The organism is Vibrio sp. 11-4(1), assembly GCF_013048625.1.
Taxonomy (GTDB): domain Bacteria; phylum Pseudomonadota; class Gammaproteobacteria; order Enterobacterales; family Vibrionaceae; genus Vibrio; species Vibrio diabolicus.
In genome coordinates, this window is sequence record NZ_VHSY01000014.1 from 44,732 (window position 1) to 62,777 (window position 18,046).

Here is an 18,046-nt window from a genome sequence, read left to right on the forward strand (position 1 = left end):
TATGGCAGCAATAACCTTTCACCTAGACGTAGTAAGCGCTGAGAAGAAAATCTTCTCTGGTCGTGTTGAAACGTTTCAGGTGACCGGTAGCGAAGGTGAACTTGGTATTTTCCATGGTCACACACCGCTGCTGACCGCTATCAAGCCTGGTATGGTGCGTATTGTGAAACAGCACGGCCACGAAGAAATCATTTATGTTTCTGGTGGTATGGTAGAGATTCAGCCTGGTACAGCGACTGTACTGGCTGATACCGCTATCCGTGGTGAAGAGCTAGACGCAGCGAAGGCAGAAGAAGCCAAGCGCCGCGCTGAGGAGCAAATCCAGAATCAGCATGGTGACATGGACTTCGCACAAGCGGCCAGTGAACTGGCTAAAGCCATTGCTCAGCTACGAGTTATCGAGCTGACAAAAAAGCGTCGCTAAGCTCAATTAGCAACGTTGCATGACAAAAGGCGGCCAAATGGTCGCCTTTTTGATTAATTTTAGTTGGAAATTTACCTTACTCCATTAACTATTTTAAAAGAGCTGTTTAAAATAACGGCCAATTAACATAAAACGTCAATAGGTTCTCAATGAAATTCAGTGCAGTGATTCTTGCTGCGGGTAAAGGTACCCGTATGCATTCGAACATGCCTAAAGTGCTACACACTTTGGCAGGGAAGCCAATGGCAAAACATGTGATTGATACATGTACTGGTCTTGGTGCACAAAATATTCACTTAGTATTTGGTCACGGTGGTGATCAAATGCAAACCACTCTTGCTGAAGAGCCAGTAAACTGGGTGCTGCAAGCGGATCAGTTGGGAACTGGCCATGCGGTTGACCAAGCATCTCCTCGCTTCGAAGACGATGAGAAAATCCTCGTGCTTTATGGTGATGTGCCATTAATCTCAGCTGAAACCATCGAGAACTTGTTGGATGCTCAACCAACTGGTGGTATTGCACTGCTTACAGTGATGCTTGATAACCCAACAGGTTATGGTCGTATTATTCGTAAAAATGGTCCTGTTGTTGCGATCGTTGAGCAAAAAGACGCAACGGAAGAACAAAAACAAATTAAAGAGATCAACACGGGTGTCATGGTTGCTACTGGTGGGGATCTCAAGCGTTGGTTGTCTGGCTTAAACAATAACAACGCGCAAGGCGAGTACTACCTAACTGACGTTATTGCAGCCGCACACGATGAAGGTCGCGCCGTTGAAGCAGTACACCCAGTCAATGCCATTGAGGTGGAAGGGGTCAACGACCGCGCACAGCTTGCTCGTTTAGAGCGTGCTTTCCAATCAATGCAAGCTCAGAAGCTACTAGAGCAAGGTGTGATGCTACGCGATCCAGCACGCTTTGATTTGCGTGGTGAGTTGCAGTGCGGTATGGACTGTGAAATTGACGTGAATGTTATCATTGAAGGTAAAGTATCACTCGGTGATAACGTGGTTATCGGTGCTGGCTGTGTACTGAAAGATTGCGAAATCGACGACAACACCATCGTTCGCCCTTACAGTGTGATTGAAGGTGCAACGGTTGGTGAAGAATGTACCGTTGGTCCATTTACTCGCCTTCGTCCTGGTGCTGAGATGCGTAACGATTCCCATGTGGGTAACTTCGTAGAAGTTAAAAATGCGCGTATCGGAGAAGGCTCAAAAGCGAACCACCTAACTTACCTTGGTGATGCTGAAATCGGTCAACGTACGAACATCGGTGCCGGTACGATTACTTGTAACTACGATGGTGCGAACAAGTTTAAAACCATCATCGGTAATGATGTGTTTGTCGGTTCTGATAGTCAGCTGGTGGCGCCTGTCACTATCGCTGATGGCGCAACCATCGGTGCAGGCACGACGCTGACAAAAGATGTTGAAGAAGGCGAGTTAGTGATTACTCGCGTCAAAGAGCGCAAAATTAATGGCTGGCAACGCCCTGTAAAACAGAAATAAGCAGTACCTACACTCTGTAGATATATTGTCAAAGCCGCTCAACAAGAGCGGCTTTGTTGTTTCTAGCTAAAGGCTTCATCGTTAGTAACTAGGAATGGCGATGCGTTTTTCGAGCCAACGAACGGCTTGGGATACGAATAGAATGAGCAACAAGTACTCCAAAACGAGAAAGGTATAAATCTCTAGGGGTAAGTACTCATTCACCACTAGCTCATTGGCACGGCGAGTGAGATCGCTTAAACCAATCACACTGACTAAAGAGCTCATCTTGAGGATGTAGACAAATTGATTGCCCAGTGGTGGGAGAATTTGCCGAAACGCTTGAGGAAGAATTACCAAGCGCATCTTTTGCCAATAGCTTAAGCCCAAAGATTCAGCCGCTTCATGCTGGCCACGACTGATGGCTTGGATTCCGCCGCGAAACACCTCCGCCATAAACGCACTCTCAGCAATGGTCAGTGCAATAACACCCGCCCAAAAGTGATTGAGTGAGACATCCAACAGCGTTGGCATGCCGTAATACACCCAAAGTAGTAAGACTAAAACAGGCACTGAACGGACTACCTCGACATAAATGCGGTTGATCCACTTCAAGTAGGGAGAGTTCGACAGAGCCGGTAGGGCGATGATTAAACCTAAGGTCATCGCAAATAACATACTGAGGAGTGATACTTGGATGGTGTCACTAAATCCGGCGATTAAAAACTTCAGATTGGTGAGTCCTTGCTCCGTAGAAGGATCGAGTACATACCAGCCCCATTGATAATCTGAGCAACCTGTGAGCAACAGCAGCGAAATCAGCCATAGAGTTCGAAAGGTCACATTTACTCCCTGAATTAACTAAAAAACTTCCATTGTTGCTGCTATGTTATCAATAGAGCTTTAATAAAGGTTAATCATTAAACCGTATAAGGTCATTATTTTTAAGGGAATAAAAATGAAAAAGATTTTACTAGCGCTAGGAATGTGTTTACTTGCTGCAACTCAAATTGCTCATGCTGAAAGCCGTCTTCAATCCATTTTAGACAATGGTGTACTCCGTGTTGGAACGACGGGAGATTGGAATCCGATGACGATGAAAGACCCTGCAACCAACAGTTATCGTGGCTTTGATATCGACGTAACGACAGAGCTTGCTAAAGATATCGGTGTAAAAGTAGAGTATGTAGCCACGGATTGGAAGACGTTAGTCAATGGCATTACCGCCAACAAATACGATATTACTGGCAGCGCGTCCCTGAATATGTCGCGCGCGAAAGTCGCTGGATACAGCCAACCGTATTTCTACCTTGCCTTTGTACCTGTTGTGCAAAAGAAAGATCTCGCCAAATTCTCTGATTGGGCAGATTTTAATACGCCTGATGTGAAAGTCGCGGCGACACTAGGAACGGTGCAAGAAAAAATGGTGAAAGAGTTTTTCCCGCTGGCTCAACACATTGTGATTGAAGCGCCAGCGCGCGACTTCCAAGAATTACTAGCTCGCAGGGCCGATGTATCGGTGACGTCCAATGTGGAAGCAGCGACGTTGGTGGACAAGTTTAAACAACTAGCGATAGTACCAGTGACCGCTCCGCGTAAACCGACACCAATTGCGATGCTGTTGCCGCAAGACGATCAAGTATGGATTAATTACATCAACCATTGGGTTGAGCTGAAAAAGACCCAAGGCTTTTTCAAGCTGACTGCCAAGAAGTGGGGGTTGAAAAGCTTATAAACAAAAAGAGCCGCATTACGCGGCTCTTTTTTATTATCTGAACAATTAAAGTTCGTCTTCACTCACTACACGAGCATTGTCTGGAGTCGTGAAGTGCTGAGACAATTCACGGTTAGATAAGATGTAACCCATCCAAAGACCACCCATACAGATTATGATTGCAACGCCCGTTACCATTTGAGCTTGGCTTGCCATTGCAGCAACTAATGCGCTTGATAGACTGCTCACAGTAATTTGTAAGCTGTTTTGCAGGCCTGCAGCTGTTGCAGGGCTTTGCTTAGCACTTGCCAACGCGCGGTTTACTACGATTGGGTATAGCGCACCATTGGCTACCGCAATTAAACAGAAAGGCGCTAGAATTGGCCAGATAGAAGACAGTTCCCATTGTGAGGCAATGAATATCATTATTGCCGCGACACTAAATAGTCCAATCAATTGACGTAGAACTTTTTCATCACCAAATTTACGAACGCCGACTTTACCCAAGTAACCACCAGCCATAAACGCGATAGTTTGTGGGATAAAGCTCAGACCAATGTCTTTGGCTTCGTAGCCCAGTTGCGCCATGATTTCTGGCATACCAGTTAGGTAAGCAAAGAATGCAGCCGAAGCCGTCGCAAACATAAACACGTTGCCAAGGTATTTTTTAGAGCTTAGCAGCGCTTTGATATCGGCAGACATACTGGTTTGTTTGATTTCTGCTTTCTCGTCTTTTTGGGCCATTGTCGCAAAGACCAAGAAGACACCAACTAGTGTTAGCGTAATAAAGATACTGTGCCAGCCGAAGTTATCTGCCAACACTACCCCTAATTGAGGTGCTAGTGCTGGTGATAGCGCGACTAACGGCATGATCGTTGCGAAAATTTGCTGACTGCTGCTTGAGTAGCGTTTAATGACCATGGCTTGCCAGATCACGGCTGGTGCACATACACCGATAGCTTGGATAAAGCGCAGTGTCAGTAGTTGCCATACTTGGTCACAGAAAGCCAAACCGAATGACGCGATAGTAAACAGCACTAACCCGGCCGCGAGTGTATTGCGGTGGCCAAATTTATCGGATGCCAATCCCCACATTAGCTGGCCAACCGCCATACCAACTAGGAATACTGTTAAAGAGAGCGCTATTTGCTCAGGGCCTGTTGCAAAGTCGATTTCCATCGCTTTGAATGCTGGCAGATACATATCGGTAGCAACGAAGCCAAGCATCGATAATGCTGCCAGATAAATGAGCTGTAGTTTTGATATTTTCATGATTCAACCAGTCAAATTATTTAATCATTTTTTAATCAACATCAGTTGGCGCCAATCCTGATTTATTTACCTTATTATTCTATTTTTCGATTTTAAGAAAATAAAACGCTAAAATTGTTGGTTATCAATCAAATTTTTTGAAAGGTTAAATCATGTTCTCTAAAGCGTCTCTGGAAATGCTGGATACGGTTGCCCGTTTAGGCAGTTTCACCGCTGCGGCTGAGGTGCTGCATAAAGTCCCTTCAGCCATCAGTTATGGAGTAAGGCAGGTCGAGCAAGATTTAGATGTGGTGCTGTTTCGACGCTTACCGAGGAAAGTGGAGTTAACTCCAGCGGGTGAACTTTTTATGGCCGAGGCTCGCTCTTTGCTGCGTCAAATGGAAGAGGTGAAAGCACAAACACGCCGAGCAGCTCAGGGATGGAAGAGCACGTTAAAGCTGACCTTAGATAACGTGGTGAAGTTAGAGAAGCTCAAACCTCTGGTGGAAGATTTTTATCGCGAGTTTGAATTTGCTGAATTGCAGATCAATATGGAGGTCTTCAATGGTTCTTGGGAAGCTATAGCACAAGGGCGAGCCGATATTGTCGTTGGAGCCACGTCTGCGGTTCCCGTTGGTGGAGATTTTGAAGTCAAAGACATGGGCGTATTGGATTGGGCATTTGTAATGTCTCCCGCTCATCCCTGTGTTCGCCAACAAGTGCTTACTGAAGAGTTTGTGAGTCAATTTCCGGCGATCTGCCTTGATGATACTTCGAACGTGCTGCCAAAGCGCCATACTGGCCATTACCCTCAACAACGCCGATTGTTACTACCCAACTGGTACAGTGCAATTGAATGTTTGAAAAATGGAGTTGGCGTGGGTTACATGCCACGTCATATTGCAACGCCAGTGATCAATGATGGTGTGCTGGTGGAGAAGGTGATGCCAGATGATAAGCCACTCAGTCATTGTTGCTTGGTCTGGCGCAAAGATGATAATCATAAATTGATCCAATGGATGGTGGATTACCTAGGATCGCCTAATCAGCTACATCAAGATTGGTTACAGTCATAAAAAAACACCTCGCAATAGCGAGGTGTTTTATTTGATATGTTTGGAGTGTGGCGTTTTATGACAAGAAGAACTTGTAAGACGGGTTGTCTGTTTCGTCTTTGCATTGATAGCCAAGTTCGCGTAAATGCGCAGAAAACTGAGCTAAATCTCCTTCATCTAACTCGAAACCACATAAAACGCGTCCGTAGTCGGCGCCGTGGTTACGGTAGTTGAACAAGCTAATATTCCAATGGGTACCAAGCGTGCTTAAGAATTTCAGTAAGGCACCAGGGTACTCTGGAAATTCAAAGCTGTAGAGTCGCTCTTTGAGTTGCTTCGATGGCTTCCCGCCGATCATGTAGCGAACGTGTAGCTTCGCCATTTCATCGTCAGAAAGGTCAACTACCGGATAGCCACCTTCACGTAGATCGTGAATGATGTTTTCCAACTCTTCTTGACCACCTTGCAGACGAACACCGACAAAGATATTAGCGAGTTCGTCATCGTTATAACGATAGTTAAACTCCGTAACTGCACGGCCGCCAATCAAGTTACAGAACTCAAAGAATGCTCCTTGGCGTTCAGGGATCGTCACTGCCAATAAACCTTCACGTTTTTCACCTAGCTCGCAACGTTCTGACACATAGCGTAACCCGTGGAAGTTGGTGTTTGCGCCAGACAGTACCGTGCCTAGGTTTTTGTCTTTCAGCTTGTTCTGTTCAGCAAACTTTTTCAGCCCCGCCAGAGCAAGCGCACCCGAAGGCTCAGCAATCGCTCGGGTATCTTCAAAGATGTCTTTTACTGCTGCGCAGATTTCATCACTAGACACCGCAATGTGGCCATCAATGTACTTTTGGCACAGACGGAAAGTCTCTTCACCAATGCGCTTTACTGCAACGCCATCGGCAAACATGCTGACTTGGTCTAGTACGACAGGTTCACCTGCATCCAGCGCGGCTTTTAGACAAGATGAGTCTTCCGGCTCTACAGCAATGACTTTTATTTCTGGCATTAACTGCTTCACGAGTACCGCAACACCAGCGGCCAAACCGCCGCCACCGACAGGAACAAAGATGTAATCAAGGTGACCATTTTGCTGCAGCATTTCCATACCGATGGTGCCTTGACCTGCGATCACTAGTGGGTGATCAAAGGGGGGCACAAAAGTATAGCCATATTGCTCTGACAAACGTTCGGCTTCTGCTTTTGCTTCATCAAAGTTGCTGCCGTGTAGTACCACATTGCCACCAAAGCTGCGTACTGCGTCGACTTTGATATCCGGCGTGGTCTTTGGCATCACGATAGTGGTTTTGATGCCCAGCTTAGTGCCAGACAGTGCCATGCCTTGAGCGTGGTTACCTGCCGATGCAGCGATGACACCAGCGGCTTTTTGTGCTTCAGTTAGGCTTGCCACCATGTTGTACGCACCGCGTAATTTAAATGAGTGCACGGGTTGGCGATCTTCGCGCTTGATTTGCACATTGTTACCAATACGCGCAGATAAACGAGGCATTTCTTGCAGTGGTGTTACTGTTGCGACTTCATACACCGGAGCGCGGAGGATTTGGCGCAGATAGTCTGCGCCAGTTTGATTTACTTTCTTTTCGGGTTGAGATTCCATCATTGCTAGCCCTCTAGCTTCGACTTGTCTCGTACAGCACCCTTGTCAGCACTGGTGGCCATGCTCGCGTACGCTTTAAGTGCAAAGGAAACTTCTCTTTGACGATCAACAGGTTTCCAGCCAAGTTCGTCTTGTTTTGCACGGCGCTCTGCAAGTTCCTGTTCAGACACTTCGAGTGAAATTGAACGGTTCGGAATATCAATCGCGATCATATCGCCCGGTTTCACCAGTCCAATAGCACCGCCGTTAGCGGCTTCAGGAGAAGCATGGCCGATAGAGAGTCCTGATGTACCACCAGAGAAGCGACCGTCAGTCAGCAGTGCACATTCTTTACCAAGGCCCATCGATTTTAGGTAAGTGGTTGGGTAAAGCATTTCTTGCATGCCCGGACCACCTTTAGGGCCCTCGTAACGGATAACAACCACGTCACCTGCTTTGACTTTGCCACCCAAGATGCCTTCCACCGCATCTTCTTGGCTCTCAAATACCACAGCCGGACCAGTAAACTTAAGAATGCTTTCATCAACACCGGCAGTCTTCACGATACAGCCATCCAATGCGATGTTGCCTGATAGAACGGCTAGGCCACCTTCTTGGCTGAAGGCGTTGTCTTTCGCGCGAATACAACCTTCTGCACGGTCGTCATCAAGGCGATCCCAACGACAATCTTGCGAGAACGCTTGGGTGGTACGAATACCCGCAGGGCCTGCGCGGTAGAACTTAAGTACCTCTTCGTCTTCAGTTTGGATGATGTCGTATTTTGCCAACTGCTCTTTCATTGAAAGACCCAGTACGGTGCGAGCATCATTGTGCAGTAGACCAGCACGATCCAATTCACCAAGAATCGCCATTACGCCACCAGCGCGGTGTACGTCTTCCATATGATATTTCTGAGTGGATGGTGCCACTTTACATAGGTGTGGCACTTGGCGAGACAGACGATCGATATCTTCCATATCGAAATCCACTTCGCCTTCTTGTGCCGCTGCCAGTAGGTGCAAAATGGTGTTGGTTGAACCACCCATGGCAATATCCAGTGCCATTGCATTTTCGAAGGCATCATAAGTTGCGATGTTGCGTGGCAACGCGGATTCGTCATCTTGCTCGTAGTAACGACGAGTCAGTTCAACGATACGACGACCAGCATTAAGGAACAGCTGTTCACGGTCAGCGTGCGTTGCCAACATAGAACCGTTACCTGGTTGAGAAAGGCCCAGTGCTTCCGTTAGACAGTTCATTGAGTTTGCCGTGAACATGCCTGAACACGATCCACACGTTGGACATGCGCTACGTTCGATCTGCTCACTTTGCTCATCAGATACTTTTGGATCCGCGCCTTGGATCATTGCATCAACAAGGTCTAGTTTGATGATCTGATCAGAAAGCTTGGTTTTACCTGCTTCCATTGGGCCGCCAGAGACAAAGATAACCGGGATGTTGAGACGCATAGATGCCATCAACATTCCCGGAGTGATTTTGTCACAGTTAGAGATACATACCATGGCATCGGCACAGTGCGCGTTGACCATGTATTCCACAGAATCTGCGATAAGTTCGCGTGAAGGCAGTGAGTACAGCATGCCGCCGTGACCCATTGCAATACCATCATCAACCGCGATGGTGTTGAATTCTTTTGCGATGCCGCCGGCTTTTTCGATTTCACGTGCGACAAGCTGACCCATGTCTTTTAGGTGTACGTGACCCGGAACAAATTGAGTAAACGAGTTTACGACGGCAATGATTGGTTTACCGAAGTCTTCTTCTTTCACACCCGTTGCACGCCATAGTGCTCGTGCACCCGCCATGTTACGACCATGTGTTGTGGTTGCTGATCTATATTTTGGCATTTCTTAAATCCTTCTTACTTCTGTTCTGGGTACACATAGTCTAACCAGCCCCACTTATCTTCCGTGGTGCCGTCAAATAGGCCAAAGTAGGCTGCTTGTAGTTCTTTAGTGATTGGGCCGCGTTTACCTGTGCCCACTTCAATTTTGTCGATGGTTGCCACTGGCACAATTTCAGCTGCAGTACCTGTCATGAAGACTTCATCGGCAAGGTAAAGCGCTTCACGTGCAATATTGGCTTCACGCACTTCATAACCTTTATCGCGTGCAATCGTCATTATCGAATCACGAGTAATGCCCGGCAGAATCGCGCTGGTTGCTGGTGGTGTGGTGATCACGCCATCTTTGATAACGAAGATGTTTTCGCCAGCCCCTTCTGATAGGTAACCATCAACGCTCAGTGCGATACCTTCGTCGTAACCGTGACGACGCGCTTCACCACCAACCAGTAGTGAAGATAGGTAGTTACCGCCTGCTTTAGCCGCAGTTGGGATGGTGTTTGGCGCAGCGCGGTTCCAGCTTGAAATCATCGCATCGACACCTTTTTCTAGCGCTTCTTCGCCTAAGTAAGAGCCCCAAGGAAATGCTGCAATGATTAGATCCATCTCAGTGCCAACTGGTGGACATACGCCTAAGCCAACATTACCGACAAAACCCAATGGACGAATGTAAGCGCTGTCGAGTTTGTTTTGGCGCAGTGTTTCGCGGGTCGCTTCCATGATTTCTTCTACAGAGAAAGGTATCGGAAAGCGGTAAATCTTGGCAGAATCTTTTAGACGTTGTGCATGCTCACGGTGACGGAAGACAATTGGGCCTTTTGGTGTGTTGTAACAGCGCACGCCTTCAAACACGGATGTACCATAGTGCATTGCGTGAGTCAGAACGTGAACGTTCGCCTCTGCCCATGGAACCATCTCACCATTAAACCAAATGAAATCTGCAGTTTTCGTTGCCATTTGTTGCCTTCCTTATGCACTTACGTGTTGTTGTAAGTTGTGATTTGGCAGTTCATCGTTGCGGATTTTTAGCACCTCAACCTTACGAACGTCCCACAACTTCTCTATTTGATTGATCAAAAACGAGATTGGTCGATCGCTGTCGACGATGATCTCGACGCTGGCTACTTTACTTTCATGGTTTTGCGTAGCAGCGACTTGTTTGATCACGAAGCCTCGGTGACGAATCACACGTAGAACGCGCTCCAACAGTACCGGTTTGTCATCGGCTTTGATGTCGAGTAAATATCTGTCCATGCGATTGTCTCCTATGTATTTTCCAACATATCACTGTTTGATGCGCCAGGTGGCACCAATGGCCACACGTTTTCTTCTTCATCAATCAAAACGTGAAGCATGTAAGAAGTTTCACTCGCTAGCATCTCTTTCAGCGCTGGCTCCACTTCTTCTTTCTTGGTGATGGTCTTGCCCGGGATATCGAACGCTTTTGCTAGCATCACGAAATCTGGGTTGTCATCAAGAATGGTTTCACTGTGGCGACCGTCGAAAAACAGCGATTGCCATTGGCGAACCATGCCAAGACGTTGGTTATTAAGAAGGACAATCTTCACTGGAATCTGACGACGCTTCAGCGTGCCCAATTCCTGCACGTTCATCATAAATGAACCGTCACCTGTAATAAGGATAGACTGATCATCAGGACGTGCGACTGCTGCACCCATCGCTGCTGGCAAGCCAAAGCCCATGGTGCCAAGGCCAGCAGAAGTGATGAAATTTTGTGGTTCGCGTGGCTGGATATGTTGCGCTGCCCACATCTGGTGCTGACCGACATCAGTCGAGACAATTGAGCTGTCTGGCATCATGTCTGACAGTTGTTTAAGCAATAGCGGTGCGTAGATTAACTCGCCCGGGTGGTCGTAACGCCACTTAAAGCCGCTGCGCAGACTTTCACTGTGATGTACCCACGGTGAGATATCTTGAGTCAGCTCTAGCTGAGGAAGAATGGTGTTGATGTCGCCACGCAATGGTGCGTTGGCGTGGCGCAGTTTATGAATCTCCGCAGCATCAATGTCGATGTGAATCACTTTCGCATTTGGTGCAAACGTGTCGAGCTTACCCGTCACACGGTCATCAAAGCGCGCGCCAACCACGATCAATAGATCGGCTTCTTGAACCACTAGGTTAGCGGCTTTGGTGCCGTGCATGCCCAACATACCAAGATAGTGAGGGTCATGGCGTTCAATGGTACCGAGGCCTTTTAGTGTGCTAACTGCTGGCATTGGGTTTAAGCGAAGGAATTCGCGTACTGCATCGGTTGCTTTCGCGAGTTGCACGCCACCACCAACATACAACACTGGGCGAGTTGATGCTGCCAGTACATCTTGCGCACGTTTGATATCTTCAGCGCTGACATCTTCGATTGCAGGCGCTACATATGGAGGCAGTAGATCTGTTGGGGTTTGAGCCAGTTGAACGTCTTTGGCGATATCGACAATGACTGGACCCGGACGACCCGTTTTGGCCACTTCAAACGCTTCGGCTAGCGTTGGCGCTAGGTCTTCAATTTCGGTCACGAGATAGCTGTGCTTAGTACAGGCTAGGGACATTCCGATCACATCCATTTCTTGGAATGCATCGGTACCGATATGAGAGCTAGCAACCTGGCCGGTGATGGCAACTAGAGGTACGGAGTCAAGGAAAGCGTCGGCAAGGCCGGTAACAAGGTTAGTGGCCCCTGGGCCGGAAGTTGCCATGCACACGGCAACGTCTTGAGTGGAACGAGCCATACCGATGGCGGCCATGGCAGCCCCTTGCTCATGACGGCATAGGATGTGCTCCACCCCTCCGTCATACAAAGCATCGTAGATTGGCATGATGGCCCCGCCAGGGTAGCCAAAAACGGTTTCGATGCCTTGCTGTCTTAAAGCGGCTACGACAAGTTGTGCACCAGTCATCGTAAACCTCCTTTGCTACGTTGTGGCTCGTAGCGATTGCCATATTTATTGCACTTCATGTGCACTCCCATTCTTCCCGTTAAACTGTCCGAGGGTTAGACAGATGACAACTTGTAGTTGTAAAAAAACCCCCGGACTTTTCAGTGCGGGGGTTTTTTGTAATTTGTGGTTACCTTTCGCCCACAATACCCCGCGCGGTGCCAATAATGACCACGATAATCAGGGCTAGCAGTGCGTTGATATGAGCGAAAAGGTTCATCTGTCTGTCGTTCTTTTTTCGTTAAAAAATGTTGTGTAATGTTCTACGAAATTGTTTGCGTCATTAGTGGTATCACACAATTCCGCTGCATGACAAGCAAAAAGTCATTCTTTTTTCACATTAACTCTCAATTGGGACGCGGTATATAACATAACCAACTAGATAAAACATTTGTTTACAGAGTGTTCAATAAATTGAGGAACGTATGGGGCTGGCAATCATTCATAGTCGAGCAAGCGTCGGGGTGCAAGCGCCATCGGTTAGTGTAGAAGTTCATATTAGCAATGGTATGCCCGGGTTTACCTTGGTAGGGCTGCCAGAGACGACGGTAAAAGAGTCCAAAGATCGCGTTCGTAGCGCGATCATTAATTCTAATTTTCAATTTCCTGCTAAGCGGATCACCGTTAATTTAGCTCCAGCAGATTTGCCCAAAGAGGGAGGGCGTTTTGATCTTCCTATCGCATTGGGGATTTTGGCCGCTTCGGAGCAAATCGCGACAGATAAGCTTAAAAACTACGAATTTGTTGGCGAGTTAGCGCTATCTGGTGGTCTAAGACCTGTAAAAGGTGTGCTGCCTGCTGCGCTGGAAGCCAGTAAGATTCAACGTCATTTAGTGGTCCCACATGTAAATGGCGATCAGGCGGCGCTGGTGGGGAAGGAACAACATAAATCGGCCCAATCATTACTGGAAGTATGTGCCGAGCTTTGTGGTCAACATCGACTGAATCTTTTTCAAACGCCTAAGCGCAAAATAGTCGAAAAACATGGTCGAGACTTACAAGATATTATTGGCCAACAACAAGGTAAGCGCGCATTGGAGATAGCTGCCGCTGGAAACCACAACTTACTTTTCCTTGGCCCGCCAGGTACTGGAAAAACCATGTTGGCTTCGCGTTTGTGTGACTTACTACCGGAGATGAGTGACGAAGAAGCAATGGAAACCGCTTCGGTGGCGTCGCTGACGCAGAGTGAAATTAATGAGCACAATTGGAAGTCGCGTCCGTTTCGTTCGCCGCATCATTCAAGTTCAATGGCTGCATTAGTTGGCGGTGGCTCGGTACCCAGACCCGGGGAGATCTCTTTAGCCCACAACGGCTTGTTGTTTCTCGACGAAATGCCCGAATTTGACCGAAAGGTGCTGGACTCGTTACGCGAACCGCTCGAATCTGGTGAGATCATTATCTCTCGGGCGCAAGGTAAAACACGTTTTCCGGCTCGCTTCCAATTAGTTGGTGCACTGAACCCAAGTCCGACAGGATATTACGAAGGTAATCAAGCCCGTACCAACCCACAAGCTATTTTGCGCTACCTTGGTCGATTATCTGGACCGCTGTTAGATCGCTTTGATATGTCTTTAGAAATCCCTGCTCTGCCCAAAGGGACATTAGCAGAAGGTGGTGATCGCGGTGAGCCGACCGCTATCGTTAAAGAACGTGTGAATCATGCGCGTACCAATATGCTGAACCGCAGCGGTAAGGTAAATGCACTGTTAGGCAGTCGAGAAATCGAGGCGTTTTGCCCCTTACACAAAAGTGATGCGGAGTTTCTTGAAACCGCTTTACATCGTTTGGGGCTTTCGATTCGCGCGTATCATCGCATTATCAAAGTAGCACGAACGATAGCAGATCTTGATGGGGCGGAGCAGATTGAACGAGCGCACTTAGCCGAGGCGCTTGGGTATCGAGCGATGGATCGCTTACTGAAACAACTCACGGCGCAAGCGGTATAGAGACGTGCAAATATCACCGCAACAAGTGTTGTAAGTGCCTTGTTGCGATGAAGGACGTTAGAAGGTGTAGTTGAGACCAAGAGACAACAGGTACTCTTTCTCATCATAGAACGTGATATTGGAGTCCGTTTGGCTGTAGCCGGCTAAAGAGATGAACGACCAGTTTTGCCAGTCAAATACGTTTTGATATTCATAGGCTGCAAATAGGCTGACGGTGTCGTCATTTCGTGTTTTAGCAAAAGTTTGGCTAGCGGCTTGATAGTCTTTCCATGCATAACCTGCGGTGAGGGCCAATCGATGGCGGTTGATAAATTTAAACCAGCTGATGTCAAACCCGTACGAATCAAATGATTCCGCCTTACCGTCGGCATCTTGATTGATGTAGGTGAAAGCGGGTTGCAACATGGATGTTTGATTAAGTGAAATCCGATAGTCACCTTTAACGTAGTAAAGGCTCGCATCGCGAGCGAGTGAACGGTCCGTTACTTCTTCTTGCTCAATGTCTTTATCAGCATAAGCGAGATCAAGGTTGAAGTTTTTATCAATCAATCCCTTGATTTGAAAGCGATAGGCATTGCCGTCCACATCCGTTTCTTGACGGGCGATTCCGACTTGATATGGGTTACGCCAAGTTTCGCTTTTGAGCACGGTCGGTAGATAGGAAATATCGAGTACGGTGCCGGATGGCAACTCGTGTTGATAGCCCAGCTGAAAAGCGAGTGTACCAACCGCGACATCGGAACGTGTGGTACCCGCGTACACTTGGTGATTGAGTCGGTTACCAAAAGTGTAAGTAATGCTTCCTAGCGGCGCAGCGATAACGGAACTGTCACTATCGGCGCGCTTATCGAGAGAAGCGATGGTGTTACTATTTTCCGTATTGAAGTTGGATTCTGATGATACAAATCCGGCATTCAGCGAAATTTCACCGCCAAAACCTGCGGTTTCAGCGAGTTGAGCCTGAGCAGAACTGACGACAAAGGCCAAAGGCAAGAGAATTAGCCTTGGTTTCATTCGTTATCTCCTTATTGTCGAATGAGTGGTGCAAATATTGGTTGAGGTAACAAATCTGACCATTCCCACGCATATTCCAATGTGGCAAAGGCGCAGTATAATTACACGCTGTTTTATTCTTCACACATTATCACTGTTGTTTGACTATCATGTTGGCATATTTGTTATTTTTTTTTAACGCTTCTTTTGTGATTCTCAATTCTGCGCTGTGTTCAATCGCAATTTGTATTATCGCTGTGTTTAAAGTATTGCTTCCAAGCGTGGAGCTAAAAGCGAAAGCGACCGCTTGTGCCAACAAGGTGATGTGGTTATGGGCTACCGTTAATGCGGGCATTCTGGCGGTTTCTAACCGTGTTGACTGGAATGTTCAGGGCGGTGAGGCGCTGAAAAAAGACGGGTGGTATCTGTTGATCAGTAATCATCTCAGTTGGACCGATATTGTGGTGCTTTGCTGCGTGTTTAAAGACCGCATTCCTATGCCGAAGTTTTTCCTCAAACAACAACTGTTGTATGTGCCTTTCATTGGGATGGCGTGTTGGGCGCTCGACATGCCATTTATGCGTCGTTATTCGCGAGAGTATCTGATCCGCAACCCGCACAAACGAGGTCAAGATTTAGAGACGACACGTCGCTCGTGCGCCAAGTTCAAAAATGCCCCAACCACAGTGGTTAATTATGTCGAAGGCACTCGATTTACCGAAGAAAAACAGCGTAAGAGCAAGGCGAGCTACCAATATTTGCTGCAACCAAAATCGGGCGGGATCGCATACACGTTAGCGGCAATGGGGGAGCAGTTCGAGAACATTATCGATGTGACTCTGGCGTACCCAGAAAATACAAATAAGCCATTCAAGGATTTATTAATGGGCCGAATGGGCAAGGTTGTTGTGCGTGTGAATGTGTTGCCCGTCGATGAACGAGTGCTTGGTGATTACTTTAACGATAAGCCCTATAAGCGACAATTTCAGCAATGGTTGGGTGATGTGTGGCAAGAAAAAGATCGGTTGCTACAAGAGATTTACAAATAAACAAAAGGGGAGCGATGGGCTCCCCTTTTGATTGATATCGATGCGCTTATTTTAGTGTCAGCAAGTAGTTCACCAGAGAGAAGTACTCATCCATTGTCTTGATGCTTTGTGCTTGAACTAGGTATTTGTTGTTAACGATAACCGCAGGAACGCCGGTTAGACCGCTGTTTTCAAATTGCTTGTCCATACGGCGAACCATGGAATCAACCGCAAAGCCTTTGAATGCAGAGTCGAATTTCTTCGCGTCTACACCTTCATCAAGGAAGATTTGGCGAAGCTCTTCATCGTTACGTGGCGCCTTCTTTAGATTGTGGATGCGGTTAAACATCACTGGCACCATTTTGTCTTCCACTTTTAGTGCAACCATGGTCGCGTAGGCTTTGCTCATTGATGGGCCCATGTTGCCACCCATGAAAGAAACGTGGTTTTTTAGTAGTTTAGTGCCTTCTGGCAACTGCTTTTTCAGTTGCTGGATAACAGGTTCAAAGCTATTACAGTGCGGGCAGTAGAAAGAGAAAAACTCCGTCACAAGAGGTTTTTTTGATGCCTCAAGATCCAATACTTTGTAATGTTCACCTTCTTTGAATTGCGCTGCATGTGCCGACAGGCTTAGCATCAGCATAGAAAACAGTGCGAACAGTTTTTTCATCGAAATATCTCCATTTTTGAATTTGTGGCCTGACTTACCATTGAGGCATTAAAGACAGCGGTGCTTCTTCTAAAGCGGCGATCTGCTCTTTAAATGCAAGGACCTGACCTTCCCAGTATTTTGGCTCATTAAACCATGGAAAAGCGAGAGGAAACGCAGGGTCATGCCAACGTTTTGCTAGCCATGCCATATAGTGCACCATTCGTAGACCGCGAAGTGGCTCAATTAGTTTCAATTCTGCGGGGTTAAAGTCGCAAAACTCTTGATAAGCTTCTAAAACAATATCCAGCTGCATCAGTTTGTCTTGGCGCTCACCATTAAGCAGCATCCATAAGTCCTGCACAGCAGGGCCGTTACGAGCGTCATCCAAATCAACAAACATAGGGCCATCTCGCCACAAAATGTTGCCTGGGTGGCAATCGCCATGCAGCCGAATGGTATTGAAGCCTTCTTGCCAGTGGCTTTCAATCGATTTGATCAGCATATCCAAGTCATTGAAGAAGCTGTTCTCCAAGTGCATTGGAATCATGTTGGCGTTTTGCAGAATCTTTCTTGGTTGATACAGGTATTCTTGCAAGCCAATCGTTGGGCGATGTTGGAAGGCTTGGCGGCTACCCACTTTGTGGATGCGACCAAGGAAACGCCCTACACCTTCGAGCTGATCTAAATTGTCAACCTCGTATTGGCGACCACCCACGCTATCAAACAGCGCAAAGGCATAGCCTTGATAGTGATGCAGGGTTTCACCGTTGATGTGCACAGGTGGTGCGACGGGGATTTCGTTACCAATTAGTTCTAAAGTGAAGTCGTGCTCCTCTTGGATCTGTTCGTTGCTCCAACGTTCAGGGCGGTAGAACTTGACGACATAACGACGACGCTCTTCGTCAGTGAATTGATAAACACGGTTTTCGTAGCTATTGAGGGGAAGAAAGCCTGATTCTGCGCGAACGCCGATGCTTTCTAACGCGTACCACATAAAATCTGGGGTAAGGGCGTCAAAGTTAAACATACTTTGGGACATATAAACAAAAAGGCTCATTGCTGAGCCTTTTTCCAT

16 protein-coding genes are annotated in these 18,046 nt (G+C 47.3%); 6 read left to right on the forward strand and 10 right to left on the reverse strand.

Features of this window, described 5'->3' with window-relative positions:
* Window position 1: 1 nt before the first annotated feature.
* Both FKN16_RS21325 and glmU read left to right on the forward strand, forming a co-directional pair.
* Window positions 2-424, forward strand: coding sequence for a F0F1 ATP synthase subunit epsilon (locus FKN16_RS21325; protein ID WP_005378937.1), 423 nt, complete (start codon window positions 2-4; stop codon window positions 422-424).
* 149 nt (window positions 425-573) lie between these two features.
* Complete coding sequence (glmU, locus tag FKN16_RS21330) at window positions 574-1,935, forward strand: bifunctional UDP-N-acetylglucosamine diphosphorylase/glucosamine-1-phosphate N-acetyltransferase GlmU (RefSeq protein WP_005394079.1); 1,362 nt, start codon at window positions 574-576, stop codon at window positions 1,933-1,935.
* Between the two features lie 81 nt (window positions 1,936-2,016).
* Here the strand turns inward: glmU and FKN16_RS21335 are convergent, their stop codons facing one another.
* Window positions 2,017-2,757, reverse strand: coding sequence for an amino acid ABC transporter permease (locus tag FKN16_RS21335; protein WP_031780374.1), 741 nt, complete (start codon window positions 2,755-2,757; stop codon window positions 2,017-2,019).
* 115 nt (window positions 2,758-2,872) lie between these two features.
* Between FKN16_RS21335 and FKN16_RS21340 the strand changes: the two genes are divergently transcribed.
* Window positions 2,873-3,649 carry a transporter substrate-binding domain-containing protein gene (locus FKN16_RS21340; protein ID WP_170903495.1) on the forward strand — a complete coding sequence of 259 codons (777 nt, stop codon included), beginning with the start codon at window positions 2,873-2,875 and terminating at the stop codon, window positions 3,647-3,649.
* A gap of 45 nt (window positions 3,650-3,694) precedes the next feature.
* Here FKN16_RS21340 and punC read toward each other — a convergent pair whose 3' ends face one another.
* Complete coding sequence (gene punC / locus FKN16_RS21345; protein WP_031780373.1) at window positions 3,695-4,900, reverse strand: purine nucleoside transporter PunC; 1,206 nt, start codon at window positions 4,898-4,900, stop codon at window positions 3,695-3,697.
* 152 nt (window positions 4,901-5,052) lie between these two features.
* On the opposite strand from punC, the gene punR reads away from it, so the two are divergent.
* Window positions 5,053-5,955 (forward strand): DNA-binding transcriptional activator PunR, encoded by a 903-nt coding sequence (gene punR, locus FKN16_RS21350; RefSeq protein WP_170903496.1) that lies wholly within the window; start codon window positions 5,053-5,055, stop codon window positions 5,953-5,955.
* A 55-nt stretch (window positions 5,956-6,010) separates the two neighbouring features.
* Here punR and ilvA read toward each other — a convergent pair whose 3' ends face one another.
* From ilvA to ilvG, 5 genes are read right to left on the reverse strand one after another with little or no spacing between them, the layout of a single operon-like run.
* Window positions 6,011-7,558, reverse strand: coding sequence for a threonine ammonia-lyase, biosynthetic (gene ilvA, locus FKN16_RS21355; protein ID WP_104971093.1), 1,548 nt, complete (start codon window positions 7,556-7,558; stop codon window positions 6,011-6,013).
* 2 nt (window positions 7,559-7,560) lie between these two features.
* Window positions 7,561-9,402 (reverse strand): dihydroxy-acid dehydratase, encoded by a 1,842-nt coding sequence (gene ilvD / locus FKN16_RS21360; protein ID WP_005394064.1) that lies wholly within the window; start codon window positions 9,400-9,402, stop codon window positions 7,561-7,563.
* Between the two features lie 14 nt (window positions 9,403-9,416).
* Window positions 9,417-10,355: a branched-chain-amino-acid transaminase gene (gene ilvE / locus FKN16_RS21365; RefSeq protein WP_005378953.1), complete on the reverse strand. Its 939-nt coding sequence runs from the start codon at window positions 10,353-10,355 to the stop codon at window positions 9,417-9,419.
* Between the two features lie 12 nt (window positions 10,356-10,367).
* Window positions 10,368-10,652 carry an acetolactate synthase 2 small subunit gene (ilvM, locus tag FKN16_RS21370; RefSeq protein WP_005378958.1) on the reverse strand — a complete coding sequence of 95 codons (285 nt, stop codon included), beginning with the start codon at window positions 10,650-10,652 and terminating at the stop codon, window positions 10,368-10,370.
* 11 nt (window positions 10,653-10,663) lie between these two features.
* Complete coding sequence (gene ilvG, locus FKN16_RS21375) at window positions 10,664-12,310, reverse strand: acetolactate synthase 2 catalytic subunit (RefSeq protein ID WP_005394061.1); 1,647 nt, start codon at window positions 12,308-12,310, stop codon at window positions 10,664-10,666.
* 464 nt (window positions 12,311-12,774) lie between these two features.
* On the opposite strand from ilvG, the gene FKN16_RS21380 reads away from it, so the two are divergent.
* Complete coding sequence (locus FKN16_RS21380) at window positions 12,775-14,298, forward strand: YifB family Mg chelatase-like AAA ATPase (protein ID WP_006742918.1); 1,524 nt, start codon at window positions 12,775-12,777, stop codon at window positions 14,296-14,298.
* Between the two features lie 57 nt (window positions 14,299-14,355).
* Here the strand turns inward: FKN16_RS21380 and FKN16_RS21385 are convergent, their stop codons facing one another.
* Entirely contained in the window at window positions 14,356-15,312 is a 957-nt protein-coding gene (locus tag FKN16_RS21385) for a DUF2860 domain-containing protein (RefSeq protein ID WP_170903497.1), read from the reverse strand.
* Between the two features lie 149 nt (window positions 15,313-15,461).
* Between FKN16_RS21385 and FKN16_RS21390 the strand changes: the two genes are divergently transcribed.
* On the forward strand, window positions 15,462-16,340 hold the full coding sequence (locus FKN16_RS21390; RefSeq protein ID WP_170903498.1) for an acyltransferase: 879 nt from the start codon (window positions 15,462-15,464) through the stop codon (window positions 16,338-16,340).
* A 46-nt stretch (window positions 16,341-16,386) separates the two neighbouring features.
* On the opposite strand, the gene FKN16_RS21395 is transcribed toward FKN16_RS21390, so the two are convergent.
* Together FKN16_RS21395 and FKN16_RS21400 are read right to left on the reverse strand one after the other, a co-directional pair.
* Entirely contained in the window at window positions 16,387-16,989 is a 603-nt protein-coding gene (locus tag FKN16_RS21395; RefSeq protein ID WP_005379036.1) for a thiol:disulfide interchange protein DsbA/DsbL, read from the reverse strand.
* Between the two features lie 34 nt (window positions 16,990-17,023).
* On the reverse strand, window positions 17,024-18,010 hold the full coding sequence (locus FKN16_RS21400; protein ID WP_170903509.1) for a serine/threonine protein kinase: 987 nt from the start codon (window positions 18,008-18,010) through the stop codon (window positions 17,024-17,026).
* Window positions 18,011-18,046 lie beyond the last annotated feature (36 nt).